The sequence below is a fragment of the Microbacterium ginsengisoli genome (assembly GCF_000956535.1).
In the GTDB taxonomy this organism is placed as follows: Bacteria; Actinomycetota; Actinomycetes; order Actinomycetales; family Microbacteriaceae; genus Microbacterium; species Microbacterium ginsengisoli.
The window spans coordinates 1-24,557 of record NZ_JYIY01000050.1 but is presented as its reverse complement, the minus strand read 5'-3'; the positions used below and the strand labels follow the sequence as shown (position 1 = coordinate 24,557).

Sequence of the window (24,557 nt, the reverse complement as noted above, 5' to 3'; positions counted from 1 at the left end):
ACCCAGGCCCCCACCCGCGCCGCGTCGACGACCGTGCAGTTCGTCCTCACCGGCATCGTCTGGGGCGCCAGCTTCCTGTTCATGAAAGTCGGACTCACCGGCCTGTCGCCGGTGCAGATCGTGTGGAGCCGTCTCGTACTCGGTGCACTCGCCCTCGCCGCCATCGTGCTGTGGCGCCGAGAGCGGCTGCCGGCATTCGGACGCGTGTGGGGGCACATGCTCGTGCTCGCTGTGACCTTCTGCGTCGCCCCCTACCTGCTGTTCGCGTGGGCCGAGCAGCACGTCAGCAGCGGGCTCGGCAGCATCTACAACGCGACGACGCCGATCATGACCGCGATCATGGCGGGGCTCCTGTTCCGCGTAGAGCGTCTCAAGCCCGTGCAGCTGGTCGGCATCGGGGTCGGCATCCTCGGCGTGGTCGTCATCATCGGCCCCTGGCAGGGGCTCGACCTCGGCCATGACATCGTCGCGCAGCTCGCACTGCTCGGTGCGACCGCCTGCTACGGATTCAGCCTCGCGTACATGCGCCGCTTCGTCGCGAACACCGGCATGTCCGCGCTCGTGTTCTCGCTGCTCAACATCGGGCTCGGAGCGGTCATCATGCTGCTCCTCACCCCGGTCGTCGCGCTCACCCCGATCACCCTCGACGTGTGGGTCGTCGGCAGCATGCTGCTGCTCGGGTTCCTCGGCACGGGCGTCGCCTACGTCTGGAACCAGAACACCGTGCGCGCCTGGGGCCCGACCCGCTCATCGACCGTCACCTACATCACGCCCGTCGTCGGCGTCGTGCTCGGCGTCATCGTGCTCGGCGAGGGCGTCTCGTGGCAGGAGCCCGTCGGGGCACTCATCGTCTTCCTCGGCATCCTGCTCGCCCAGAACCGGCTGCGCCTGCGGCGTTGAACGACGAACGGGGTGGATGCCGCGGCATCCGATTTTCATTCGCCCGAGATGTCCCCCCGCTGTCTCAAGGCTCGGACTCGACCCACGTAGAAACCCGTCGAAAGCGGGAGCGCCCCGGCCGCCCGAACGATCCCGAGCGAACGCGCGTCAATCAGTTCGACCGCGGTGAAGACGTCGAAGACTCGCGCCCGCACCTTCCGGACGACGGTTGCGTATCCCGCCTCATACTCTCGTCGCGTCTTGATGCTGCACACCACCGCGAGAACGACGGCAGCGAGGAGGAGCGCCGGCGGGACCAGCCAGAGCACGACGATCGTCGCGCGAACGGCAATCGTGGCGCTGGCGACGACTGCCACCGCGGCACATGCAGCCGCCATCGTCAACGAGGCCGCGCTGAGCCACCATGACGCGGCCCGCCCAGGGAGAAGGTGCGCACGCCACTGCGGTGTCCACTGCCACTGAGGACACGGTGGCGCATCGGGATCGTAAGGGCGCAGAGCCCGATCGATGGACCATCGGTCGAAGTCCTCGATGCGGCGCAGGTGCGCACGTAGCTCATTCACTGTGAGCTGGGGATTCGTCGGCAGCAGTGCGCGAAGGGCGTAACCTTCGACCAGCCACTTGTACGGCCACAGTATTCCCCAGGTGAATCCCGCGGCGAAGGTCACCGCGAGGACCACGATGGTCGCCATCACACCCACGATCAGAACGATCGACATGGGTGCCGGGCCACTCCCTGTGCTCGCCGCGAGAACGAATCCGAGCGGCGCCAGGGAGAGAGTGAGGGCCGCGGCAAGCGCATTCAGCCATCTCACACGGCGCATGGTCGATCGACGTCGCACAGCATCGTGCCCGATCCGCAGCGCCCAGGCCGCATCGCTCCCCCGCATCCCGATCCCCCACTCGCTTTCGCGCCGTCGTCATCTTACGGCGCCGGAAACGACGAACGGGGTGGATGCCGCGGCATCCACCCCGTCCACGGGAAGGCGATCAGGCCTGCAGCGAGCCCTGCAGGTCGAGCTCGATGGTGACGTCCTTGCCGACGAGGACGCCGCCGGTCTCGAGGGCGGCGTTCCAGGTGAGGCCGAAGTCCTCGCGGTTGATGACCGTCTTGGCGGTCGCGCCGGCCTTGTAGTTTCCCCACGGGTCGTTGCCGAAGCCGCCGAAGTCGAAGTCGAACGTGACCGGCTTGGTGATGCCGCGGATCGTCAGGTCGCCGTCGACGAGGAACTTGTCGCCCTCGAGGCGCACGCCGGTGGAGACGAACTCGATCGTCGGGTAGGTCTCGGTGTCGAAGAAGTCGGCGCTGCGAAGGTGCTGGTCGCGACCCTCGTCCTTGGTGTCGATCGAGGTGACGTCGACGGTGGCGGTGACCTTCGCCTCGAGCGGGTTCTCCGGAGCCTCGATGGTGGCGGCCTTGACGCCGAAGGTGCCGCGCACCTTCGAGATCATCATGTGGCGCACCGAGAAGGTGACCTCGCTGTGCGAGGGGTCGAGGACCCAGGTGCCGGCCTTGTAGCCGGGGAGTTCGAGCGTCGTGTCGGTCATGTCATCTCCATGTGGATGGTCGCGCGGATCGCGATGTCTGGCGGGTGCAACCACCATCCTGCAACATGCATTCCCAAGAATGGAAAATTCCTGATGACGGCGTCACGAACAACGGATGCCCCGCCCCCACCGAGGGGACGAGGCATCCGGATGTCTCGAGTCGGATCAGGCGACGGCGAGCAGATCGATCACGAAGATGAGCGTCTTGCCGCCGAGGAAGTGCCCGCCGGCGGGGCCGTAGGCCAGGTGCGGCGGGATGACCAGCTCGCGCCGTCCGCCGACCTTCATGCCGGGGATGCCGTCCTGCCAGCCCTGGATGAGGCCACGCAGCGGGAACTGGATGCTCTCGCCACGACCCCACGAGGAGTCGAACTCCTCACCGGAGGTGAACTCGACACCGACGTAGTGGACGGTCACGGTGTCGCCGGGCTTGGCCTCCGCCCCGTCACCGACGATCAGGTCGCGGATGACGAGGTCGCTCGGGGCGTCACCCTCAGGGGCGTCGATCTCGGGCTTGGTGCGGTTGTCAGTCATGACTCCATCCAAGCACGCGCGACGCCGCGGCGCGCGGGTGTGACATCTCGGCCCACCCTTGACAGGTCCGGCGACTCGGGGCATCCTGACAGCAGACCTACTCAGCGCTCGGGAGACACGCAGGCATCGCCGCGGCACCGGGCGCTGAGTCTGTGTAGGGCACCGGGTCGGATGCGCTCACGTCGCGAACAGCTCCGCTCGGGCGGCGACGTCGTCGACGCTAGGGACGCTTCGACCCCACGGGCGGCATGGCCTCGGTCAGGTTTCGGTCATTCTGATCGCCGCCGGCATCCCCCATCGCCCCAGCCGAGAGGCGGGACCGCACTAGCCTGGAGAGATGCGTTTCGCCCACGTGCTCCACCCGGCGGCGACGGAGCCCCGACTCGTTCTCGTGCGGGAGGATGACGCCGTCTACGTCGATGAGCTGTTCCCCGGCGCCCCGACCCGCCTGTCCGAGCTCGTCGCCGGCGGCGATGACGTGCTCGCCCGCATCGCCGCCGCGGCGCCGGCCGCGCCGGCGACCTCGCTCGAGGGCGTGGCGTTCGCATCGGCCGTCGACGATCCGCCGGTCATCCTCGCGGTCGGCCTGAACTACGCCGCCCACTCAGGCGAACTCGGATTGAAGACGGATGCCACGCCCACGGTGTTCGTGCTCTGGCCCAACTCCCTCGCGGGACACGAGCAGACCACCTCCTGGCCCCGGTCGCTCAGCGAGTCGGTCGACTACGAGGCCGAACTCGGTGTCATCATCGGCCGGCACGCGAAGGACGTCGCTGCCGCAGACGCCCTCGACCATGTGTGGGGGTACACGGTCGTCAACGACATCACGGCCCGGGACATCCAGTTCTCGGAGGCCCAGTGGAGCCGGTGCAAGTCGTTCGACGGCTTCACCCCCACCGGCCCCTACGCGGTCACCCGCGACGAGATCCCCGACCCGCAGGACCTCCACATCTGGACGATCGTCGACGGCACAACCGTGCAGGACGCCTCGACCGGGCAGATGGTGCGGTCGGTCGCGACCCTCATCGCCCAGCTCTCACAGTCCGTGACCCTGCTGCCCGGAACACTCATCTCGACCGGCTCGCCGGGCGGGGCCGGCTACTCGCGCGATCCGCAGATCTTCCTGCGCGACCGCTCCACTGTCACCGTCGGCATCGACGGCATCGGCGCGCTCACGACGCATTGCCGCATGACCGACTGACGCGGGAACCGCTCCCACACGACGAACGGCCGACCCCGAGGGGGCCGGCCGTTCGTCGATGCGGTGTCAGTTGCAGGTGATGGTCACACCGTTGACATCGTGGATGCCCGTGCCGAGCGTCGCGCACTGCTGGAGCAGCGCGGCGGCGGCCGCCGCACCGACCGCCGCGACGATGATGGCCACGATGATGCCGAGCACGATGAAGATGATGCTCAACGTCAGCGCCACGGTGGAGGGCGTGTTCTTCACACCGGCGCGCTTGGACTGCACCTTTGCAACGATCGCAAGGATCAGGCCGACCACGGGCATGATGATCGCGAACACGATGGCGACGATGCCGAGCGTGCGGCCTGGCTGCTCGACGGCGGCGGCGGGAGCCGGCGGGGGCGGCGGGGCGTACTGCGGTTCGGACATGGGATCCCTCTCAGGGTCGATACAAGAGCGCCACTGCGTGACGCTACCGCGACGATATCGGTTCCTGAGTGTTAGCCGAAAGAGGCGCGACGTCGAGTCAGCCGACGGGCGGAACCGGCGCGTCCTCGGGCGCGATGACGGGGATCGCGGCGGTGATCGTCTGCAGCCCCGACAGGCGGGCGGGCGACAGCTGCTTGGTCACCTCGTCGCGCGACATCAGTCCCGCCTCGACGACGAGGTCGGCGACGTTGCGCCCTGTCATGAGTGCCGTCTTCGCGAGCGCCGCCGCGGCCGCGTAGCCGATGTACGGCGTGAGCGCAGTGATCACGCCCACAGAGGCACCGACCATCGCACCGAGGCGGTCGCGGTTCGCGGTGATGCCCTCGACGCAGTTGACGCGCAGCGTCCACATCGCCTGACGCATCCACGTGAGCGACTGGAAGATCGAGTGCGCGATGACGGGTTCGAAGGCGTTCAGCTGCAGCTGCCCCGCCTCGACCGCCATCGTGACCGTCATATCGGCGCCGACGACGGAGAAGGCGACCTGATTTACGACCTCGGGGATCACGGGGTTCACCTTGCCCGGCATGATGCTCGACCCGGCCTGCCGCGCGGGCAGGTTGATCTCGCCGAGTCCGGCCTGCGGACCTGAAGAGAGCAGACGCAGGTCGTTGCAGATCTTCGAGAGCTTCACGGCGTTGCGCTTGAGTGACGCGGAGAACGACATGAAGGCACCCGTGTCGCTCGTGGACTCCACGAGGTCATCGGCGGTCGCGAGGTCGAGGCCGGTGATCTCACGCAGGTGGTGGAGCACCGCCGCCGCATACCCGGGATGGGTCGTGATGCCCGTGCCGATCGCCGTCGCGCCCATGTTGATCTCGTACATGAGGAACGCGTTCTCGCGGAGTCGGTTGTAGTCCTCTCCGAGGGTCGTGGCGAAGCCGTGGAACTCCTGCCCGAGCGTCATCGGCACCGCGTCCTGCAGCTGAGTGCGGCCGACCTTCAGCACATCGTGGAACTCCACGGCCTTGTCGAGGAACGACTGCCGCAGGTTGGCCAGCTCGTCGAGGAGGCTTCGGAGCGTCAGCGAGAGACCGATCTTCACCGCCGTCGGGTAGACGTCGTTCGTCGACTGACTGCGATTGGTGTCGTCGATGGGCGACAGGAACGCGTAGTCGCCGCGCTCACGACCCGCGAGTTCGAGCGCGATGTTGGTGATGACCTCGTTCGCGTTCATGTTCGTCGACGTGCCCGCGCCGCCCTGGATCACACCGACGACGAACTGGTCGTGGAAGTCGCCGTCGATGACCCGCTGCGCAGCGCGGTCGATCAGGTCGGCCTTGGCCGGATCGAGCACCCCGATGTCGGCGTTCGCGCGCGCTGAGGCCTGCTTCACCATCGCGAGCGCCGTGACGAGGTCCGGGTAGACGGAGATGGGGCGCTTCGCGACGGGGAAGTTCTCGAGAGCGCGCGCGGTGTGGATGCCCCAGTAGGCGTGGCCGGGGATCTCCATCGATCCCAGCGAGTCCGTCTCGGTGCGGGTGTGGGTATGCGTCGTTGCATCGGTTGCCATGGGGTGTCCTTGTGGGTGTGATCACGGCTGAAGGTGGATGCCTCGAGCCTAATCGCGCGCTCAGCGCTTGCGAGAGAACTGCTCCAGGCGTTGCGCGGGATCGAGCGCGGCCATGCGTGCGAGCCATGCCTCGTCGAAGTAGTCGCCGGCCTCGGCCCCGGCGACCGGCACGACCGAGTGGGTGATCGTGTCGGCGTAGACGTGCACGAGGTGGAACGACTGCCCGGCGTCCATACCGTTCACCTTCGCCGCCGGAGCGGCGAGATCCATCGTGTAACAGGTCGCCGCGGCCACGCTCACGGGCACACCCGCGAACGTGCCGTGCGTCGAATAATGCAGATGCCCGGCGAGGATGCCGCGCACATCCGTTCCGGCGACCACCTCGGCGAGCGCCGGCTGGTCGCGGAGCTCCAGGATGTCGAACAGCGGAACATGGCTCGGCAGCGGCGGATGGTGGAAGGCGAGCAGGGTGCCGAGCGGCGCGGGGTGCGCGAGCAGATCGCTCAGCCAGGAGAGCTGCGCGTCGCCGAGCTCGCCGTGGTGCCACCCGGGAACGGTGGAGTCGAGCGCGATGAGCCGGAGGCCGCCGAGGTCCCAGACGCCCGTCACGGGCTCCTCCGTGGGCGCGGCGTCGAGCAGCCCCGCACGCAGCGCCGGTCGTTCGTCGTGGTTGCCCGCGACCCACACGACGGGGGCGGCCAGGCGCGCGGCGAAGGGTTCGACGACCGCTCGCAGCGACGCATACGCCTCGGGCTCGCCGAGGTCGGTGAGGTCGCCCGTGATCACGATCGCGTCCGGCGCGATGCGCATCGCGTCGATGCGCGCGAGGGTCGCGGTGAGGTTCGCTGACGTGTCATACCGACCGCCGAGAGGACGGTTGCCGGCGAGGAAGTGCGTGTCGCTGAGATGGATGAGCGTGCGCAGCGCCGGCGGATACTGACCGAGGGAGACGGAGCTCATGCCCCCAGCGTACGCACGGCGACCGACGCGCGGTCGGCCGCGGGCGCGGCGGGCTGGGATACCGTGGGCAGGGTGACCGATGCGTCCGCCGCTGCCGCGGCATCCGTTCCCCCCGTCGCCCCCCGTCGCACCCACGTGCGCACCCACCACGGTGATGCGGTGGACGATCCGTATGAATGGCTGCGCGCCAAGGACGACACCGAGGTCGTCGCCCACCTCGAGGCGGAGAACCGCTACACGGAGTCGCGCACCGCCCATCTCGCGCCGGTGCAGGAGCGCATCTTCGAGGAGATCAAGGGGCGCGTGCTCGAGACCGACCTCTCGGTGCCGACGCGACGCGGCGCGTGGTGGTACTACGCGCGCACCGAGGAAGGCAAGCAGTACGGCATCCAGTGCCGCGCCCCGATCGGTTCGCCCGACGACTGGACCCCGCCCGCGCTCGAGCCGGGCGAGCCCGTCGTCGGCGAGCAGATCCTGCTCGACGGCAACCTCGAGGCCGACGGCCAGGAGTTCTTCTCCCTCGGCACGTTCGAGGTCTCCACCGATGGCCGGCTGCTGCTCTACGGCGTCGACGTCGAGGGCGACGAGCGCTACACGCTGCGAGTGCGCGACCTCGACACCGACGAGACGCTTCCCGACGTCATCGAGGGCACGTTCGCCGGCGCCACCCTCTCCCCCGACGGACGCCACATCGTCTACACGACCGTGGACGACGCATGGCGCCCCGACACCGTCTGGCTGCACGAGATCGGTGCGGATGCCGCATCCGACCGTCGTCTGTTCCATGAGCCCGACGAACGGTTCTGGGTCGACGCGGGCTTCACCCGCAGCGACCGCTTCCTGGTGATCGGGCTCGGCTCGTCGATCACGAGCGAGGAATGGCTCGTGCCGGCCGACGACCTGACCGCGCAGCCCCGCGTCGTGTGGCCGCGGCGCGAGGGGGTCGAGTACGACTCGTCCCACGCGGTCGTCGACGGCGAGGACGTGCTCTATGTGCTCCACAACGACGGTGCGCTCGACTTCGAGCTCGTGCGGGTCGCGGCGTCCGATCCTGCGGGACCGCGCACCGCGGTGCTCCCCCACGAGCCGGGGCGGCGGCTCCTCGGCGTCTCGACGTTCCGCGACTGGGCCGTCGTCGGCTACCGCCGCGACGGGCTCGCCCGCCTCGGCGTGCTCGACTATGCGACCGCCGCCGTCGACGAGCTCGCGTTCGACGAGCCGCTCTACTCGGTCGGCACCGCCGGCAACCCGGAGTGGGCGCCGCCGCTCGTGCGCCTCGGCTACGGCTCATTCGTGACCCCGAGCACCGTGTACGACTACGACGTCGCCACGCGCACGCTGGCGTTGCGCAAGCAGCAGCCCGTGCTCGGCGGCTACGACCCCGGCGACTACGCGCAGCGCCGCCTGTGGGTGACGGCGACCGACGGCGTGCAGGTGCCGGTCTCGCTCGTGTGGAAGCGGTCGTTCGGCGAGCCCGGCGCCGCACCGCGCCCGGTGCACCTGTATGGCTACGGGTCGTACGAGGCGACGATCGACCCCGGGTTCTCGGTGCCGCGCCTGTCGCTGCTCGACCGGGGCGTCGTCTTCGCTATCGCCCATGTGCGCGGCGGGGGCGAGATGGGCCGCCAGTGGTACGAGGACGGCAAGCTGCTGCACAAGCGCAACACGTTCACCGATTTCGTGGATGTCGCCCGTCACCTGGTCGACGCGGGCTACACCCGCCCCGAGCACCTCGTCGCCGAGGGCGGCAGCGCCGGCGGCCTGCTCATGGGAGCGATCGCGAACCTCGCCCCCGAGCTGTTCGCCGGTGTGCTCGCCGATGTGCCGTTCGTCGACGCGCTGACGACGATCCTCGACCCGTCGCTCCCGCTCACCGTCATCGAATGGGACGAGTGGGGCGACCCGCTGCACGACGCCGGCGTGTATGCGTACATGAAGTCCTACACGCCCTACGAGAACGTGCGCGAAGGCGTGAGGTACCCGCGCATCCTCGCGGTCACCTCGTTCAACGACACCCGCGTGCTGTACGTCGAGCCGGCCAAGTGGGTGGCGCGCCTGCGCGAGGTCGGCGCCGACGCGCTGCTTCGCTGCGAGATGGTCGCCGGCCACGGCGGCGTCTCGGGGCGCTACAGCGCCTGGCGTGAGCGGGCGTTCGAACTGGCGTGGCTACTCGACGTGCTCGGCGACGGGGTTCCGTCGGGCGCCGAGGCCGACGCCTGAGCAGACGATGAGGTGACGGGATGCCGCGGGCCGCGGCATCCCGTCATCACTCACCCGAAGAGCGCGGCCGCCTCTTCGAAGCGGTACTGCGGAACGGTGTTGGTTCCGTGGTGCCCGACAACAGGAGTTCGCGCGGACGCAGGGCGAAAGCGCGCGGATTCACCTGTTCGCGCGAGAACTCCTGGTGCGGCGAGACGGCTCGCCCGCCGTGCGTCCTCCCCACCTGCGGCGCGAGCGCGCGTACACACCGAACATCGCGAGGTGCCGCGCGAGAACGGTCGACACCGCCACCATCGACGGGTGACCCTCGATTTCACCCAATGGCTCACCGACCGAGGCGGGACCGCGCACAGCAGCGCGGCGCGGGACGCCGGATTCTCCGAGCACACGGTACGCACTGCAGTGGCGGCGGGCGCCGCGCGCCGCGTACGTCGATCATGGTTGGTCGCGCCCGATGCGGACCCGCGCCGCCTCGCTGCCGCGCAGGTGAGCGGGCGCCTGACCTGTGTGAGCGCCGCCTCACTCCTCGGACTCTGGACGCCCGATCACGACGACACCCACATCGCGGTCTCGTCCCATGCGTCACGCCTTGACGACGAGGGACTTCGCCTCCACCGGGCCAACGGACCTGCCCCGGTAGGGCCGCGGGAGTGCGTCGATCCACTCGTGAACGTGCTGTTCCACGTCGCGCGCTGCACGCCTCCACGGGATGCCCTCGCCGTGTGGGAATCGGCCGTCCGGCACGGGCGGATCGACATCGATACGCTGCGGCGAGTGCAGTGGCGCAGTGCCCGCGCTCGGCGTCTCGCTGACCTTGCGTCCGGCCTGTCCGACTCGGGGATCGAGACCGTGTTCGTCTCGCTGATGCGGCAGGCCGGCATCCGCGTCGTGCAGCAGGCGGTCGTCGACGATCATCGCGTGGACGGACGCATCGGACGTCGCCTCATTGTGCAGATCGACGGCTTCGCGCATCACGGAGGCGCCGCCGCGCGGCGCCGGGACCTCACACAGGATGCCCGCCTCGTGGTTCGCGGATTCACCGTCCTGCGTTTCGACTACCGCCAACTGCTCTTCGAGTCGGCAGCGGTCATCGATACCGTTCGCACCGCAGTCGCACAGGGACTCGACCTTGACCGACCCAGCGCGAGGACAGGTGATCGTTCGAGAACAGGACTGCCTTTGAGTTTTCCCCCGGTGACGGGGAGATGACCTGTCTCGACGTGCGCAGCGGCCGCGGCCAGCGCTGCCACGGTCGCCGGGCGCGGAGGCCGACGCCTGAGCAGACGATGAGGTGGCGGGATGCCGCGGGCCGCGGCATCCCGCCATCACTCACCCGAAGAGCGCGGCAGCCTCTTCGAAGCGGTACTGCGGAACGGTGTTGAGCTCACCGAGCGCCTCCGCGAACGGCACGCGCACGATGTCGGTGCCGCGCAGGGCCACCATCTGGCCCCAGGCGCCGTCGACGACGGCGTCGGCCGCGTGGAGGCCGAGACGCGTCGCCAGCACACGGTCGAACGCCGACGGCGAGCCGCCGCGCTGGATGTGACCGAGCACGGTCGCGCGGGTCTCGATGCCGGTGCGGCGCTCGATCTCGGGCGCGAGCACCTCGCCGATGCCGCCGAGTCGGGGGCGGTTGAACGCGTCGAGCCCCTTGTCGCTGAAGGCCTCCTCCATGCCGGTGAGCTTGAACCCCTCGGACACGACGACGAGCGGGGCGCGCCCGCGGCTGTGGGCCTTGTTGACGAGCTCGCAGACCTCGTCGATCGACATGGGCACCTCGGGGATGCAGATCACGTGCGCCCCCGCGGCGATGCCGGCGTGCAGGGCGATCCAGCCGACATGACGCCCCATGACCTCGGCGACCATGCAGCGCTGGTGCGAGTCGCCGGTGGTGCGCAGGCGGTCCATCGCGTCGGTCGCGATGTTGACGGCGGTGTCGAAGCCGAACGAGTAGTCGGTGGCGCGCAGGTCGTTGTCGATCGTCTTCGGCACGCCGAGCACGTTGATGCCGTCGTTCGAGAGGCGGTCGGCGGCGGCGAGGGTGCCCTCTCCGCCGATCGCGATGATGCCGTCGATGCGGTGTCCGTAGAGCGTCTTCGCGATGTTCTCGGCGCCGCCGCGGGGGCCTTCGTAGGGGTTCGTGCGGCTCGTGCCGAGGATCGTGCCGCCGACCTTCGACAGACCCTTCACCTCGTGGCGGGTCAGCGGGAAGAAGTCGCCGTCGACGACGCCGCGCCACCCGTCGCGGATGCCCACGAACTCGATGTTGTAGTTCGTCGTGCCCTTGAGCACGACGCCGCGGATGACCGCGTTCAGGCCGGGGCAGTCGCCGCCGCTGGTCAGGATGCCGATCTTCATGCTGTGATCCTTGCTTTCCGGGTGTGGAGCTTCCGGGGAGACAGGCGACGTTGCCCTCCCGACTGTATCGCCGGATGCCTCGTGGGTGCCACACGGCCCCGAGACGACCCATGCGGTCGCCCCGGGGGCCGTGCACACAGATGCGGTCAGGCGGCGCCGAGCGCCTGGCGCAGCACGTGGATGAGCGCCGCGAGCTGCACGGAGTCGCTCGACCCGGGCTCGACCGCGACGCCGTCGAGGGCGCGCAGGGCGAGCGACTGCTTCGAGTCGATCAGCTCGGCGATCTTCGCGTCGATCGTGTGGGCGGCGATGACGCGCCAGGCGGTGACCGGCTCGTCCTGTCCGATGCGGTGCACGCGGTCGATCGCCTGCGTCTGCTCCGCCGCGGTCCAGCTGAGCTCGGCGAGCACCACGTTGGAGGCGGCCTGCAGGTTCACGCCGACGCCGGCGGCGGTCAGCGAGCAGACGATGATGCCGACGCCCGGGTCGTTGTTGAACGCGTCGATCGCCTCCTGGCGGGCGACCGAGGTCTGGTCGCCGCGGATCGAGACGGCACGCACGCCCGCCGCGGCGAAGTGCGCCTCGGCCTGGTCCATGACGTCGATGTGCTTGGCGAAGAACACGACCTTGCCGACCGAGCGCTGCAACTGGGCGGCGTAGTCGGCGGCGAGCTGGGCCTTGCCCTGCCCGATGCGACGCACCATCGTGAAGACGTTCTCCGAGCCCGTTCCGGCGGCCTTCGACTCGTCGAGCTCGTGCTGGGCGACCATGCGGATGACGTCCTCGTCGACCTCGCCGGCGGGCACCGTGGTGCCGTGGCGGTCGGCGCGGGCCGTGACGACCCGGCGGTAGTGCGCGGCGAGGCGCTCGCCGAGCTCGCGTTCGGCCTGCCGGATGGACCGGCCGAACTCGTCGTCGAGCTGCACCGGCAGGTCGGCGATCAGCTTGTCGGGCAGGTCGGCGGCGACATCCGTCTTCAGACGCCGCACGATGCCCATCGAGATCACCGCGCTGCGCGCCTCCGGGTAGAACGCCTTATCGGCGGGCGTGAAGCCCGTCTCGTCGAGCTTCGCCATGAGGTCGGTGCCCGGCTTCTGCCCGTTGGTCCAGCCGAGGAAACGCCAGATGGCGTCGAAGTCCTCGACGTCGTTGATCAGGGGCGTTCCGGTGAGCGCGAGCAGCAGCGGGTTCGTGGTGCGCTCGCGCAGGCGGGTGGCGAGGGCGAGCACGTTCTGGGACCGCTGCGAGGTAAGGTTCTTGATGAAGTGCGCCTCGTCGACCACCATGCCGCGCAGACCCAGCTGGCTGAGCCACGACAGGTGACGATCGAGGATCTCGTAGTTCACGATGAAGACGTCGGCGAAGGCGTCGACGTCCTCGCCGTCGCCCTGGATGACGGTCGCGCGACGCTGCGGCGTCCAGCGGGCCACCTCGCGCGCCCAGTTCATCTTGACGACGTTGGGCACGACGACCAGTAGCGGATAGGCACCGGCGACGGATGCCGCGAGCACCGACTCGGCCGTCTTGCCGAGGCCGGGCTCGTCGGCCAGCAGGAACGTGCGGTGCCCCTCGCGCACGGCCTCGAGGAATCGCGACTGGTGCGGCATGACCTCGAGCCCCTTGGGTGAGACCCGGTCGAACTCGGGCACGGGCGGCAGCGGCATGCACGCCGATCCGCCGCCGGCACCCGTCTCGAACGCCTTGTAGAGCGGGCCCATCAGCTCCCAGCCGTCGAGGCGGCGCCGCGGCGCGTCGACCGCCGGGCGGGACGTCAGGTCGGGGGCGAGGAACGGGTTCGACATCTGCCGCGACTCCACCTGGGCGGGCGTCACCTGACGCTCGGCGAGCGCGGCCGGAACGACCGGGGCCGGGGCGGGCGCGGCATCCGTGATGATCAGCTCGTCAGGAGCGAGTTCGGCACCGGACTCGAGCAGCCAGTCGCGGCGCATGCGGCGCGCCACCGGCGACGTCGCCTGATCGACCTCGAGCAGTTGGATGAGCGAGGTGTCGCGGGCGGCGGTCTTCGCGAGGATCGTCGCCACGCCGTCGAGGCGCTTGAGCAGTTCGGCGCGCACGTCGGTGGCGAGCGCGGTGTCGGCCTTCACCCGGGCGCGCTCTTCGCGCACCAGGAAGGCGATCACCTGGAACTTCACGCGGTTGGTCGGGCCGAGCTTCCCGCGCTGCGCCTTGGCCTCGACCTCACGCACCTTGCGGGCGAGGATCGGGATGATGGGCGCGTCGTCGTCTCGACGGGACGACGAGCGTCGTTGCCGCTGAGCGGCTGCCGTGGTCGGCATGCTCCTCCTGAGCGTCGAATCCGAAAGCGTCGACCTGCGACGGTCGAGCACCGGTAACTGCTGCCGCGGCCATCCGTGGAGATCGGATGTCGGCGGGCGGGCGGCGCCTCGCTTCCGCACGGTGTGACGAGTGTCGGTGCGCGGCGGGGGCCGTGCTCAGTCTAGCCGATCGGCGCCGAGCGTCGGACCCGATCGACGACGCGCAGACAGGTCGCCGTCATCGGCCGACGTCCTGCGGCAGCCGGGTCTCGATGGGCGACGGCGACGCCGGGGCGGGGCGAGGGATCACCGACACCTCCGTCGACGGTGTCGGAGAGGGCTGCGCCGGGGCGTCGGGGCGACACCCGACGATCAGGCCTGCGATGGCGACCGACCCCGCAGTCGCCACGAGCAGCCTGATCGTGAGTCGCATCGCCCACCTCCTGCTCGGATGCTACGAGCGCAGCGCACGATGGTCGTCCTGGTGTCCACAGCCCGCACTACTGTGGGCGGGTGAGCGTCCCCCCACGCGCGTCCGATCGCACGGTGATGGCCATCGCCGTGCTCGCCTCGGCGGTGTCGTTCCTCGACGCCACCGTTGTGAACGTCGCCCTGCCGGCGATCGAGCGCGAGCTCGGCGGCGGACTCGTCACGCAGCAATGGATGGTCGACGCGTACCTGCTGACCCTCGGTGCGTTCATCCTCACCGCAGGAGCCCTGAGCGACGTCCTCGGCCGTGTCGTCGTGCTGCGCATCGGTCTCCTGGTGTTCGGCGTCGCCTCGGTGCTCGTGGCTGCCTCCCCCGACCCGGTCTTCCTCATCGCCGCACGCGTGCTGCAGGGCGTGGGCGGAGCTCTTCTCGTGCCCAGTTCGCTCGCGATCATCACCGCGCACTTCGACGACGACACGCGCGGACGCGCGATCGGCACGTGGACGGCGTTCACGACCGCCGCGACGCTCGTCGGTCCGGTGCTGGGCGGACTGTTCGTCGACCATCTGTCGTGGCGTGCCGTGTTCCTCGTGAACGTGGTTCCTCTCGCCGCCGCTCTGGTGCTCCTCGCACGCGGCGGACTCGTCGACGAACGACGCGGCGGCCGGGTGGATGTCGCGGGCGCGGTGCTGTGCGCCCTGGGGCTGGGCGGCGTCGTGCTCGCCTTCATCGAGCAGCCCAGACTCGGGTGGGCGCATCCGCTCGTCGCCGGCGCTCTCACGATCGGGGTGATCGCCCTCGCGGGATTCTTCGTCCGCGAGCGATCGACCCCCGCCCCACTCCTGCCCCTCGGCATGTTCCGAAGACGGAATTTCTGGGCGGGGAATCTGGCCACGCTCGCGATCTACGGCGCCCTGTCGCTCAACGGCATCGCGCTGGGGCTCTTCCTGCAGGAGACCGGCGGCTTCAGTTCGACCCTGGCCGGCCTCGCGACCCTGCCGGCGACGGTGATCATGATCGCCACGAGCCGGTTCGCCGGCGCGGCCGCCTCCCGATTCGGCCCTCGCCGGTTCATGGCAGCGGGGCCGCTCGTGTGCGCGGCGGCGATGATACTGCTGCTCACCGTCGGCACACCGGTCGACTACCTGACGCAGGTGCTGCCGGCGGTGGTGCTGTTCGGAGTGGGGCTCTCCCTCACCGTCGCTCCGCTCACCTCGGCGGTGCTGGGCGCCGCGGGCGCCGATCACGCGGGCGTCGGCTCGGCGGTGAACAACGCCGTCGCGAGGATCGCCGGGCTCGTGACGGTGGCACTGCTCGGGGTCGTGACCGGCGGATCCCTCGATGTCGCGGGATTCCACGCCACCGCGATCCTCGCGGCCGCACTGTTCGTCGGCGGCGCGGTGGTGTCCGCGATCGCGATCCGCGATCCGCAGCGCACCTGACCGCGGCTCAGGCGAGGATGGCGCGCACCTCCGCGACATCCGCCGTCATGCGCTCGATGAGCGCCTCGATGCCGTCGAATGCGACCATCCCGCGGATGCGGGCCGTGAACTGCACCTCCACGGATGCGCCGTAGAGGTCGAGGTCGTGCTCGTCGAGGACATACGCCTCGACCTGGCGCTGGTCGACGTCATCGAACGTCGGGTTCGTGCCGACACTGATCGCCGCCGGATAACGGTGGTCACCGCCGGGCTCGCGCACGAGAAGCCACCCCGCATACACGCCGTCCGCCGGTGCCACCCCAGCCGTGCGGCCGCCGAGGTTCGCCGTCGGGAAGCCGAGCTCGCGACCTCGTTTGAGTCCGTGTACGACCTCGCCCCAGACCGAGGGGGCGCGCCCGAGCAGCCGTGTCGCCGTGGCGATGTCGCCGTCGGCGAGCGCCTCACGCACCCACGTCGAGGACACCCGGCGCTCCCCCGCGCGGGCGCGCACATCGTCGATGACGTCGACGGTGAACCCCCGCGCGGCGCCCAATTCGGCGAGCAGTTGCGGGGTGCCGACGCCGCCGCGCCCGAAGCGGAAGTCGCCGCCGACCAGGATCGTGCGCATCCCGAGCGGACCGAGCACGGCGTCGACGAATCGCTCCGGCTCGAGATCGGCGAGGTCACGGTCGAACGTGAGCACGAGGACGGCGTCGATGCCGGTCTCGGCGAGCAGCTCAAGCTTCTGGGGCACGCCGGTGAGGCTCGGCGGGCAGGCGTCGGGCCGCAGCACGGCCAGCGGGTTGCGGTCGAAGGTGACGGCCACGACCTTCGCCGTGCCCGCGGCATCCGCTCGGGCACGATCGAGCACCGCCCGGTGCCCCGCGTGCACGCCGTCGAACTTGCCGACCGCGACGACCGACGGACCGAATCCGTCCGGCACCTCGGCGGGCGAACGGAACACGAGCATCAGGCGCGCTCCGCGTCGGGACGGTGGCGGCGCAGCCACCAGAGACCGAAGAACGGCAGCACCAGCGGAACGAACACGTAGCCGATGCCGTAGATCGACCAGACGGTCGGATGCTGGAACAGCGCCGGGTCGACGATGCTCAGCGTGCCGACGATGAGCACGCCGGCGAGCTCGAAGCTGATCGCGATCCACGCGACGCGATACCAGCCTCGCGATCCCGAGAACACGAGGGCGAGCGTCGCGAGGATGTAGACGACCGCGGCGACGGCAGAGAGCGCATAGGCGACCGGAGCGGCCTGGAAGTCCTGGATGATCTGCACCACCGAGCGTCCCGTCGCCCCGAGCGCCAAGATGCCGTAGACGATGACCAGCACGCGACCGATCCCCGTCATACGGGTACGGGAGGTGCGGGCGGACGCGGGCTCGGACGAGATGATCGGCATGGCGGCTCCATCCTATTCGGGCCCGGACACGTGCCCGGCGTCTCGCATCAGGACCCCTGCAGCGTCCAGATGACCTCCATGCGCCACACCATCACCGCGACGGCGAGCGCTCCGACGCCCATGACGACCGTGCTCCACCGGCTGCGCTCCAACAGTGCCCAGAAGACGGCGGCAGGCGGCAGGAGAGCCGCCGAGATCGCGTACACCCAGAACTCCAGCACGCTTCCGCTCGGCGTGTTGCCGACGGCCGGGGCGATGAGCGCGGTCACGACCTGTGCGAGCAGGAGCAGCTCGACGAGCGCGAGTGACCCGACCGACAGGTCGGACGGCCGTCGACCCACGAGTCCGAGCACGATACACAGCAGACCGGCAACGGATGCCACGGCCACCTGCACGAGCGAGAACCACAGGATCATGCGGATGCCTCCTCGGGCATGTTCATCGCGCTCTTGATGTCGGCGCCCCGACGTTCGACGATGCCGACGAGCACCCCGTCGGGCGCGATGGCGGCGCGCACGGCCCCGCCGAGCCGGTCGGCCGCGCCCTCGAGCCGCTTTCCGTGGCGCAGATCGCGGGCTTCGTCGGCCGTCACCGGCAGCGCCCCCAGCACGGCCGCCGCGACGTCGGCGGCGGGCACGAGGCGCGCGGGGGCGATGTCATCGGCGGATGCCGCATCCGCGACGTCGAACGAGCCGATGCGGGTACGACGCAGCGCCGTCAGATGCCCGCCCACCGCAAGGGCGGCGCCGAGGTCGCGCGCGAGGGCACGGATGTATGTGCCGCTCGAGCAGTCCACCACGACGTCGAGGTCGATGACACCCTCCGTGCGGCGCAGGGCGATGACCTCGAACCGGGAGATCGTGACCCGCCGAGAGGCGAGCACGACTTCCTCCCCGGCCCGCGCCAGGTCGTAGGCGCGACGACCGGCGACCTTGATCGCCGACACGGTGCTCGGCACCTGGTCGATCTCCCCGGTGAGCCGGGCGATCCCGGCCTGCACCGCGGCATCCGTCACGGCAGCGATCGCCGCCGAATCGGCGACCGCCGTGCGCACGCCGTCGGCATCATCGCTGTCGGTCGACTCGCCGAGCCGGATGGTCGCCTCATAGGTCTTGTCGAGCCCGACGAGGTAGGTGAGCAGTCGGGTCGCGCTGCCGACGCCGAGCACGAGCAGGCCTGTCGCCATGGGGTCGAGCGTGCCCGCGTGACCGATCTTCCGGGTCGCGAGCGCGCGACGGGCACGGGAGACGACGTCGTGGCTCGTGATGCCCTGCGGCTTGTCGACGAGGAGGATGCCCGACGGCGAGGCGACGTCGGCGGCCATCAGCAGAAGTCCCGGTGGGCGCGCAGCGGGCGAGCGGGGTCGGTGTTGTCGACGATCGCCGAGGCCGCCGCCGACGGCCGCGCCTCGCGCAGGTAGAGCTCCTGCCCGCCGCGGTAGCGGGCGTTCGCAGGGGCGTCGGGGTCCGGATCGGTGCCGTCGCGCTCGGACACCCGGGCGTAGGCGACCGCGAACGGCGCCTCCAGCCACACCGTCCAGTTCCAGATGCCCTGCGTCTCGGGGCTCTGCAGGAACATGCCGTCGACGATGAGCACCGCGTCCGCGGGACCGGTCGTCCACCGCGCCTCCAGGGGTGCGTCGCGGCGGTGATCGAACGCGGCGAGCTGGAACCCGGTCGCACCCGACGTGCGCGCGCCGTCACGGAACGGGTCGAGCAGCACCCGGCGGAAGGTCGGGATGTCGTAGGTGTCGCGGTAGAAGCCGACAGCCGAGTCACGGCCGCGCGCGTAGCGCTCGGCCCGCGGGCGGAGGAAGTCGTCGAGGGACGCACGGAAGACCGCGACATCCGCTTCGGCGAACACCTCGGCGAAGCCGTCGGCGAACGTCGTCTTGCCTGCCCCGTCGATGCCGTCGACCCCCAGCACGATGCGGCCCGCCGGGTAGTGCTGCCGCACCTCGTCACGCAGCTGACGCTGCAGTTCGACGACGGGGGTGGAGGCCAGGCGCATGTCCCCAGCCTACGGCGACGGATGCCGCGTCCCCCGCCCGCGCACCTTCTACGCTGGGTCGGTGACCCCCCTCGCCGCCGCCCTCGTCGACTGGTACCGCGGCAACGCGCGCGACCTGCCGTGGCGGGCGCAGGGGTTCGGGGCGTGGGGCGTGCTGGTGAGCGAGTTCATGCTGCAGCAGACACCCGTGAACCGGGTCATCCCGCTGCTCGAGGCCTGGCTCGTGACGTGGCCGACACCGACCGCGCTCGCGGCGGCATCGCCCGCGGAGGCGGTGCAGCGGTGGGCGAACCTCGGCTATCCGCGGCGAGCGCTGTGGCTGCACCGGGCGGCCGTCGAGATCCGCGACCGGCACGACGGAGTCGTGCCGCGCGACGTCGACGCCCTGCTCGCCCTCACGGGCATCGGCGACTACACGGCTCGCGCCGTGGCGGTGTTCGCTTACGGCGACAGGCATCCGGTCGTCGACACGAACACGCGGCGCGTGCTCGCGCGCGCCGTCGACGGAAGGTCCCAGCCCGGGCCGCCGGCGAGAAGCGACCTCGACCGGATGGCGGCGATCCTTCCGGAGGATCGCGCGGCGGCGGCGACAGTGAACGCGGCGGCCATGGAGCTGGGCGCTGTCGTCTGCACCGCGCGTACGCCCCGCTGCGACCTCTGCCCCGTGCGGGAGCTGTGCGCGTGGCGCGCGGCGGGCTACCCCGACACCGGCGACACCCGCCGTCGCCAAGCCCGGTATGAGGGAAGCGACCGTCAGGCCCGCGGCGCCGTCTTGGCGGTGCTGCGCGACGCCGCCCCCGAGGGTGTGCCCGTCGACGCCGTCATCGCCGACTGGCCGGATGCCGCGCAGCGCGACCGTGCGATCGGCACTCTGCTCGCCGACGGTCTCGCGGAGACGACGCCCGACGGCCTGCTGCGACTGCCGGCGTAGGGTGCTGCCGCCCGCATTCTTCCGGCGGCATCCCATTGCTCTCGCCTACCCCGCGTGGGAATGTCGTGGTGTGGACAGCACGGTGGCGGTGGTCACACACGATCTGGCGGTGCGGCGCGGTCGTACGCGCATCCTTCATGGCATCGATGTCGCACTCGTACCCGGCGAGCTCGTCGGCCTGCTCGGGCCGTCGGGCAGCGGAAAGACGACGCTCATCCGCTCGATCGTGGGCGCGCAGCGCATCACCCGAGGCAGCGCGACTGTGCTCGGACAACCCGCCGGGAGCCGACCGCTGCGCGGCCGGATCGGCTATATGGCGCAGAGCTCGGCGATCTACGACGACCTGACGGTGCAGCAGAATGTGCGCTACTTCGCCCGGGTGCGCGGCAGCTCCCGTGCCGACGCGGATGCCGCCATCTCGGCCGTCGATCTCGACGCCTTCCGCGGAGCGCTCGTCTCGCGTCTGTCGGGAGGTCAGCGAAATCGGGTGTCGCTCGCGATCGCCCTCGTCGGCCGCCCGCCCATCCTCGTGCTCGACGAGCCCACGGTCGGCTTGGATCCGCTGCTGCGCCGCGACCTGTGGGCACTGTTCCGGTCGCTCGCCGACGACGGCACGACGGTCGTCGTCTCGAGCCACGTGATGGATGAGGCACGGCGATGCGACCGGCTCCTCCTCCTGCACGACGGGCGGCTCATCGCCGACACCACGCCCGATGGACTGCTCGCCGAAACCGCAACGAGCGACCACGACGCGGCGTTCCTGGCCCTCGTCGAACGGAACACCCCATGAACCCGCTCCTCACCCTCGTGACCGCGGGCCGGGTGCTGACCCAGATCCGCCACGACCCACGCACGATCGTGCTGCTGCTGTTCGTCCCCTCGCTGCTGCTCGGTCTGCTCGCGTGGGTCTTCGACGACGCCCACACGTTCGATCAGGTGGGACCGGCGCTGCTCGCCCTGTTCCCGTTCATCGTCATGTTCCTGGTGACGAGCATCGCGACGCTGCGCGAACGACGCAGCGGAACCCTCGAGCGCCTGCTCACCCTGCCGCTGGGCAAGGGCGACGTCATCGCCGGCTACGCTCTCGCCTTCGGGCTGCTCGCCGCGATGCAGGCGCTCATCGCCGTCGCCTTCGCGGTGTGGGTGTGCGGGCTCACGATCGCCGGCCCGATCGGACTGCTGATCGTGGCCGCCATCCTCAACGGGCTTCTCGGCACGACGCTCGGCCTGCTGGCATCCGCGTTCGCGGCGACCGAGTTCCAGGTCGTGCAGTTCATGCCCGCGATCGTGTTCCCGCAGGTGATCCTGGGCGGCGTCATCGTGCCGCGCGACAGCATGCCGGACGTGCTCCGGGCGATCAGCGATTGGCTGCCGATGTCGCACTCCGTGCAGGCGCTGCACGACCTCGCGACCTCGACCGATACCGGACCGGCCCTGCGCGAACTCGGCGTCGTCGCCCTGTTCACCCTCGGCGTCGTCGTGCTCGCCGCGCTGTCACTGCGACGTCAGACGCGCTGAGCGCGCTCAGTCCTCGTCGTCGTCTTCGACCCGCGGCTTCACGTAGGGGTCGGACTCGCCCGCGTAGTGAGCGCCGACGGCGATGCCCGCCACGGCCTCGTCGCGCTCACGCGCCTCGCGCAGAAGATCCTCGATGTGCCCGGCCGAGTCCGGCAGCGCGTCGAGGATGAACTCGAGCGTCGGCGTCAGCCGGATGCCCAGCTGACGACCCACGTCGCTGCGCAGCATGCCGGTCGCGGACCGCAGCGCGGCCGCCGTGTCCTCGCGGGCCTTCTCGTCGCCGAGCACGGTGTAGAACACCGACGCGTGCTGCAGGTCGCCCGTCACCCGCACATCCGTGATCGTCACGAAGCCGAGCCGCGGGTCGCGCAGCCCCTTGTCGAGCCGCTCCGCGAGCAGCACCTTGATGCGGTCGGCGATCCTCGCCTGACGTTCATTCGCCATATCGTCCTCCTCGCCCGCGGGCCTCTTCGACGGTCCGTGCCCGAGACGGATGCCTCGTGGTCCCCGCGAGGGCCACGAGGCATCCGTCATCGGAGCCGGGAATCGGATCAGCTGCGGGGCTTCTCCACCATCTCGATCGTCTCGATCTCATCGCCGACCTGGATGTCGTTGTACTTGCCGAGGCCGATACCGCACTCGAAGTCGGTCTTGACCTCAGTGACGTCGTCCTTGAACCGGCGCAGCGACTCGATCGCGAGACCATCGGCGATCACGACGCCCTCGCGGATGACGCGGGCCTTCGCGTTGCGGGTGATGGTGCCGCTGCGAACGATGACACCGGCGATGTTGCCGAACTTCGACGAGCGGAACACCTCGCGGATCTCCGCCACACCCGACTGCACCTCTTCGAACTCCGGCTTGAGCAGGCCCTTGAGCGACTGCTCGACGTCGTCGATCGCGTTGTAGATGACCGAGTAGAAGCGGATGTCCACACCCTCGCGGGCCGCACGCTCGCGAGCCTTCGTGTCAGGACGCACGTTGAAACCGATGACGATCGCGTTGTCGATCGTCGCCAGGTTCACGTCCGACTCGGTGATCGCACCGACACCGCGGTGGATGATGCGCAGCTGCACCGAGTCGTCGACCTCGATCTTGAGCAGCGACTCCTCGAGCGCTTCGACAGCACCCGACACGTCGCCCTTGATGATGAGGTTGAGCGACTCGACCTTGCCCTCCTCGAGAGCACGGGTGAAGTCCTCGAGCGAGATGCGCTTGCGAGCCTTCGCCAGGGCGGCGTTGCGCTCCGCGGCCTCACGCTTCTCAGCGATCTGGCGGGCGGTGCGGTCCTCCTCGGTGACGATGAAGGTGTCACCGGCGCGCGGCACGGAGTTCAGACCCTGCACCTGCACCGGACGCGACGGCGCGGCCTCCTCGACCGCGTCGCCGTTCTCGTCGATCATGGCGCGCACGCGGCCATAGGCCGTGCCCGCGACGATCGCGTCGCCGACCCGCAGCGTGCCCGACTGGATGAGCACGGTCGCGACCGAGCCGCGGCCCTTGTCGAGCTTGGCCTCGATGGCCACACCGCGCGCTGCCTTGTTGGGGTTCGCGGTGAGGTCGAGACCGGCGTCGGCGGTGAGCAGCACCGCGTCGAGCAGGTCCTGGATGCCGAGGTTCTGGCGGGCCGAGACGTCGACGAACATGACGTCGCCGCCGTACTCCTCGGCGACCAGTCCGTATTCGGTGAGCTGCTGGCGCACCTTCGCGGGGTTCGCCTCGGGCTTGTCGACCTTGTTGACCGCGACCACGATCGGCACCCCCGCCGCCTGGGCGTGGTTCAGGGCCTCCACCGTCTGCGGCATGATGCCGTCGTCGGCGGCGACCACGAGGATCGCGATGTCGGTGACCTGCGCACCACGGGCACGCATGGCGGTGAACGCCTCGTGACCGGGGGTGTCGATGAAGGTGATCGCGCGCTCGATGCCGTCGTGCTCGGTCCAGACCTGGTACGCACCGATGTGCTGCGTGATGCCGCCGGCCTCGCCCGCGACCACGTTGGTCTGGCGGATGGCGTCGAGCAGTCGGGTCTTACCGTGGTCGACGTGACCCATGACGGTCACCACGGGAGGCCGGATCTCGAGGTCGTCCTCGCTCTCCGCCTCCAGCTCGGCCTCGAGGTCGAGACCGAAGCCCTCGAGGAGCTCCTTGTCCTCGTCCTCGGGCGAGACCATCTGGATCTTGTAGCCGAGCTCAGCGCCGAGCACCTCGAAGGTGGCCTCGTCGAGCGACTCGGTCGCGGTCGCCATCTCACCCAGGTTGAACAGGATGGTCACGAGCGTGCCGGGCTGCACGGTGTAGCCGCGCAGCGCCTCGAGCTTGTCGGCGAAGTCGGCGATCGACGCGCCGCGGCGCAGACGGATGATCTCGCCGTTTCCCTTCGAGACGTTGACGCCGCCGACGACCGGAGCGTCCCTCATCTCGAATTCTTGACGCTTCGCCCGACGCGACTTGCGCTGCTTGGACTTGCCGCCGCCCTTGCCGAACGCACCCGCGGTGCCACCGCCGGGGCCACGGCCGCGACCGCCACCACCACCGGGACGCCCGGCGAAGCCGCCGGCTGCCGGGGCGCCACCGGGACGTGCCGCACCGCCGCCGAACCCGGGGCGACCGGCACCACCGGTGCGCTGCTGGAACGGAGCGCCCGGACGACCGGCGCCACCGGGACGACCCGCGCCGCCCGGACGCGGAGCGCCCGGGCGCGGGGCACCGGGACGCGGGGCCTGGGGACGCGGGATGTTGCCGGGGGTCGGGCGCTGGCCCATTCCCTGCGCACTCGCGAACGGGTTGTTGCCCGGGCGGGGGCCTGCGGGCCGCTGGCCCATGCCCTGCGCGCTCGCAAAGGGGTTG

General features: G+C 70.2%; 24 protein-coding genes. 8 read left to right on the top strand and 16 right to left on the bottom strand.

What is annotated here, in order from left to right:
- Positions 1 to 33 precede the first annotated feature (33 nt).
- On the top strand, positions 34 to 900 hold the full coding sequence (locus tag RR49_RS01775) for a DMT family transporter (RefSeq protein ID WP_048809429.1): 867 nt from the start codon (positions 34 to 36) through the stop codon (positions 898 to 900).
- Positions 901 to 935: 35 nt separating this feature from the next.
- Here the strand turns inward: RR49_RS01775 and RR49_RS01770 are convergent, their stop codons facing one another.
- The 3 genes from RR49_RS01770 to RR49_RS01760 all read right to left on the bottom strand — a co-directional run bounded on the left by RR49_RS01770 (position 936) and on the right by RR49_RS01760 (position 2,982).
- Positions 936 to 1,619 (bottom strand): hypothetical protein, encoded by a 684-nt coding sequence (locus tag RR49_RS01770; protein WP_045246171.1) that lies wholly within the window; start codon positions 1,617 to 1,619, stop codon positions 936 to 938.
- A 271-nt stretch (positions 1,620 to 1,890) separates the two neighbouring features.
- Positions 1,891 to 2,448: a YceI family protein gene (locus RR49_RS01765; protein ID WP_045246170.1), complete on the bottom strand. Its 558-nt coding sequence runs from the start codon at positions 2,446 to 2,448 to the stop codon at positions 1,891 to 1,893.
- A 165-nt stretch (positions 2,449 to 2,613) separates the two neighbouring features.
- The gene (locus tag RR49_RS01760; protein WP_045246168.1) at positions 2,614 to 2,982 is read right to left on the bottom strand and encodes an FKBP-type peptidyl-prolyl cis-trans isomerase; all 369 of its coding nucleotides are present in this window, start codon (positions 2,980 to 2,982) and stop codon (positions 2,614 to 2,616) included.
- A 337-nt stretch (positions 2,983 to 3,319) separates the two neighbouring features.
- Here RR49_RS01760 and RR49_RS01755 point away from each other — a divergent pair, with 337 nt between their 5' ends.
- Entirely contained in the window at positions 3,320 to 4,183 is an 864-nt protein-coding gene (locus RR49_RS01755; RefSeq protein ID WP_045246166.1) for a fumarylacetoacetate hydrolase family protein, read from the top strand.
- A gap of 66 nt (positions 4,184 to 4,249) precedes the next feature.
- Here RR49_RS01755 and RR49_RS01750 read toward each other — a convergent pair whose 3' ends face one another.
- From RR49_RS01750 to RR49_RS01740, 3 genes are all read right to left on the bottom strand, one after another.
- A complete protein-coding gene (locus tag RR49_RS01750; protein ID WP_045246165.1) occupies positions 4,250 to 4,597 on the bottom strand; it encodes a hypothetical protein in 348 nt (115 codons plus the stop codon).
- A 97-nt stretch (positions 4,598 to 4,694) separates the two neighbouring features.
- Entirely contained in the window at positions 4,695 to 6,170 is a 1,476-nt protein-coding gene (locus RR49_RS01745; RefSeq protein WP_045246163.1) for an aspartate ammonia-lyase, read from the bottom strand.
- A gap of 60 nt (positions 6,171 to 6,230) precedes the next feature.
- Positions 6,231 to 7,130: a phosphodiesterase gene (locus RR49_RS01740; RefSeq protein ID WP_045246161.1), complete on the bottom strand. Its 900-nt coding sequence runs from the start codon at positions 7,128 to 7,130 to the stop codon at positions 6,231 to 6,233.
- A gap of 72 nt (positions 7,131 to 7,202) precedes the next feature.
- Here RR49_RS01740 and RR49_RS01735 point away from each other — a divergent pair, with 72 nt between their 5' ends.
- Together RR49_RS01735 and RR49_RS16065 are read left to right on the top strand one after the other, a co-directional pair.
- Positions 7,203 to 9,350, top strand: a complete 2,148-nt coding sequence (locus tag RR49_RS01735; RefSeq protein ID WP_045246159.1) for a S9 family peptidase — start codon at positions 7,203 to 7,205, stop codon at positions 9,348 to 9,350.
- 666 nt (positions 9,351 to 10,016) lie between these two features.
- A complete protein-coding gene (locus RR49_RS16065; protein WP_245610934.1) occupies positions 10,017 to 10,559 on the top strand; it encodes an endonuclease domain-containing protein in 543 nt (180 codons plus the stop codon).
- Positions 10,560 to 10,679: 120 nt separating this feature from the next.
- Here RR49_RS16065 and RR49_RS01725 read toward each other — a convergent pair whose 3' ends face one another.
- The 3 genes from RR49_RS01725 to RR49_RS15790 all read right to left on the bottom strand — a co-directional run bounded on the left by RR49_RS01725 (position 10,680) and on the right by RR49_RS15790 (position 14,417).
- Entirely contained in the window at positions 10,680 to 11,708 is a 1,029-nt protein-coding gene (locus tag RR49_RS01725; RefSeq protein WP_045246155.1) for a 6-phosphofructokinase, read from the bottom strand.
- A gap of 146 nt (positions 11,709 to 11,854) precedes the next feature.
- Positions 11,855 to 14,005 carry a DEAD/DEAH box helicase gene (locus RR49_RS01720; RefSeq protein ID WP_045246153.1) on the bottom strand — a complete coding sequence of 717 codons (2,151 nt, stop codon included), beginning with the start codon at positions 14,003 to 14,005 and terminating at the stop codon, positions 11,855 to 11,857.
- 217 nt (positions 14,006 to 14,222) lie between these two features.
- Positions 14,223 to 14,417 (bottom strand): hypothetical protein, encoded by a 195-nt coding sequence (locus tag RR49_RS15790; RefSeq protein ID WP_045246151.1) that lies wholly within the window; start codon positions 14,415 to 14,417, stop codon positions 14,223 to 14,225.
- An 80-nt stretch (positions 14,418 to 14,497) separates the two neighbouring features.
- Here RR49_RS15790 and RR49_RS01710 point away from each other — a divergent pair, with 80 nt between their 5' ends.
- The gene (locus RR49_RS01710) at positions 14,498 to 15,856 is read left to right on the top strand and encodes an MFS transporter (protein ID WP_245610933.1); all 1,359 of its coding nucleotides are present in this window, start codon (positions 14,498 to 14,500) and stop codon (positions 15,854 to 15,856) included.
- 7 nt (positions 15,857 to 15,863) lie between these two features.
- Here the strand turns inward: RR49_RS01710 and RR49_RS01705 are convergent, their stop codons facing one another.
- From RR49_RS01705 to RR49_RS01685, 5 genes are read right to left on the bottom strand one after another with little or no spacing between them, the layout of a single operon-like run.
- A complete protein-coding gene (locus tag RR49_RS01705) occupies positions 15,864 to 16,805 on the bottom strand; it encodes a bifunctional riboflavin kinase/FAD synthetase (RefSeq protein ID WP_045246148.1) in 942 nt (313 codons plus the stop codon).
- Positions 16,805 to 17,248 (bottom strand): membrane protein, encoded by a 444-nt coding sequence (locus tag RR49_RS01700; RefSeq protein WP_045246146.1) that lies wholly within the window; start codon positions 17,246 to 17,248, stop codon positions 16,805 to 16,807. The genes RR49_RS01705 and RR49_RS01700 overlap by 1 nt, the downstream gene beginning before the upstream one ends.
- Before the next feature lie 47 nt (positions 17,249 to 17,295).
- Positions 17,296 to 17,664: a hypothetical protein gene (locus RR49_RS01695; protein WP_045246144.1), complete on the bottom strand. Its 369-nt coding sequence runs from the start codon at positions 17,662 to 17,664 to the stop codon at positions 17,296 to 17,298.
- Complete coding sequence (gene truB / locus RR49_RS01690; RefSeq protein ID WP_045246142.1) at positions 17,661 to 18,572, bottom strand: tRNA pseudouridine(55) synthase TruB; 912 nt, start codon at positions 18,570 to 18,572, stop codon at positions 17,661 to 17,663. Before truB ends, RR49_RS01695 begins: the two co-directional genes overlap by 4 nt.
- On the bottom strand, positions 18,572 to 19,258 hold the full coding sequence (locus RR49_RS01685; protein WP_045246140.1) for a nucleoside/nucleotide kinase family protein: 687 nt from the start codon (positions 19,256 to 19,258) through the stop codon (positions 18,572 to 18,574). The genes truB and RR49_RS01685 overlap by 1 nt, the downstream gene beginning before the upstream one ends.
- Positions 19,259 to 19,319: 61 nt before the next feature.
- On the opposite strand from RR49_RS01685, the gene RR49_RS01680 reads away from it, so the two are divergent.
- The 3 genes from RR49_RS01680 (at position 19,320) to RR49_RS01670 (ending at position 21,707) form a co-directional block, all read left to right on the top strand.
- Positions 19,320 to 20,189, top strand: a complete 870-nt coding sequence (locus RR49_RS01680) for an iron-sulfur binding domain-containing protein (RefSeq protein ID WP_045246138.1) — start codon at positions 19,320 to 19,322, stop codon at positions 20,187 to 20,189.
- A 70-nt stretch (positions 20,190 to 20,259) separates the two neighbouring features.
- Complete coding sequence (locus tag RR49_RS01675) at positions 20,260 to 20,979, top strand: ABC transporter ATP-binding protein (protein WP_045246136.1); 720 nt, start codon at positions 20,260 to 20,262, stop codon at positions 20,977 to 20,979.
- On the top strand, positions 20,976 to 21,707 hold the full coding sequence (locus tag RR49_RS01670) for an ABC transporter permease (RefSeq protein WP_045246134.1): 732 nt from the start codon (positions 20,976 to 20,978) through the stop codon (positions 21,705 to 21,707). Before RR49_RS01675 ends, RR49_RS01670 begins: the two co-directional genes overlap by 4 nt.
- Positions 21,708 to 21,713: 6 nt before the next feature.
- Here RR49_RS01670 and rbfA read toward each other — a convergent pair whose 3' ends face one another.
- Together rbfA and infB are read right to left on the bottom strand one after the other, a co-directional pair.
- The gene (rbfA, locus tag RR49_RS01665) at positions 21,714 to 22,151 is read right to left on the bottom strand and encodes a 30S ribosome-binding factor RbfA (RefSeq protein ID WP_045246132.1); all 438 of its coding nucleotides are present in this window, start codon (positions 22,149 to 22,151) and stop codon (positions 21,714 to 21,716) included.
- 107 nt (positions 22,152 to 22,258) lie between these two features.
- Positions 22,259 to 24,557 (bottom strand): translation initiation factor IF-2 (infB, locus tag RR49_RS01660; protein ID WP_045246173.1); only part of this gene is annotated, 2,299 nt, incomplete at its 5' end.

Coding starts and splice junctions, on each gene's coding strand:
- truB (WP_045246142.1), bottom strand. CDS start 18,572: ATGGCCGCCGACGTCGCCTCGCCGTCGGGCATCCTCCTCGTCGACAAG.
- RR49_RS01745 (WP_045246163.1), bottom strand. CDS start 6,170: ATGGCAACCGATGCAACGACGCATACCCACACCCGCACCGAGACGGAC.
- RR49_RS15790 (WP_045246151.1), bottom strand. CDS start 14,417: ATGCGACTCACGATCAGGCTGCTCGTGGCGACTGCGGGGTCGGTCGCC.
- RR49_RS01695 (WP_045246144.1), bottom strand. CDS start 17,664: ATGATCCTGTGGTTCTCGCTCGTGCAGGTGGCCGTGGCATCCGTTGCC.
- RR49_RS01740 (WP_045246161.1), bottom strand. CDS start 7,130: ATGAGCTCCGTCTCCCTCGGTCAGTATCCGCCGGCGCTGCGCACGCTC.
- RR49_RS01760 (WP_045246168.1), bottom strand. CDS start 2,982: ATGACTGACAACCGCACCAAGCCCGAGATCGACGCCCCTGAGGGTGAC.
- rbfA (WP_045246132.1), bottom strand. CDS start 22,151: ATGGCGAATGAACGTCAGGCGAGGATCGCCGACCGCATCAAGGTGCTG.
- RR49_RS01685 (WP_045246140.1), bottom strand. CDS start 19,258: ATGCGCCTGGCCTCCACCCCCGTCGTCGAACTGCAGCGTCAGCTGCGT.
- RR49_RS01755 (WP_045246166.1), top strand. CDS start 3,320: ATGCGTTTCGCCCACGTGCTCCACCCGGCGGCGACGGAGCCCCGACTC.
- RR49_RS01720 (WP_045246153.1), bottom strand. CDS start 14,005: ATGCCGACCACGGCAGCCGCTCAGCGGCAACGACGCTCGTCGTCCCGT.
- RR49_RS01750 (WP_045246165.1), bottom strand. CDS start 4,597: ATGTCCGAACCGCAGTACGCCCCGCCGCCCCCGCCGGCTCCCGCCGCC.
- RR49_RS01725 (WP_045246155.1), bottom strand. CDS start 11,708: ATGAAGATCGGCATCCTGACCAGCGGCGGCGACTGCCCCGGCCTGAAC.
- RR49_RS01705 (WP_045246148.1), bottom strand. CDS start 16,805: ATGCTCGTGTTCCGTTCGCCCGCCGAGGTGCCGGACGGATTCGGTCCG.
- RR49_RS01765 (WP_045246170.1), bottom strand. CDS start 2,448: ATGACCGACACGACGCTCGAACTCCCCGGCTACAAGGCCGGCACCTGG.
- RR49_RS01700 (WP_045246146.1), bottom strand. CDS start 17,248: ATGCCGATCATCTCGTCCGAGCCCGCGTCCGCCCGCACCTCCCGTACC.
- RR49_RS01670 (WP_045246134.1), top strand. CDS start 20,976: ATGAACCCGCTCCTCACCCTCGTGACCGCGGGCCGGGTGCTGACCCAG.
- RR49_RS01770 (WP_045246171.1), bottom strand. CDS start 1,619: ATGTCGATCGTTCTGATCGTGGGTGTGATGGCGACCATCGTGGTCCTC.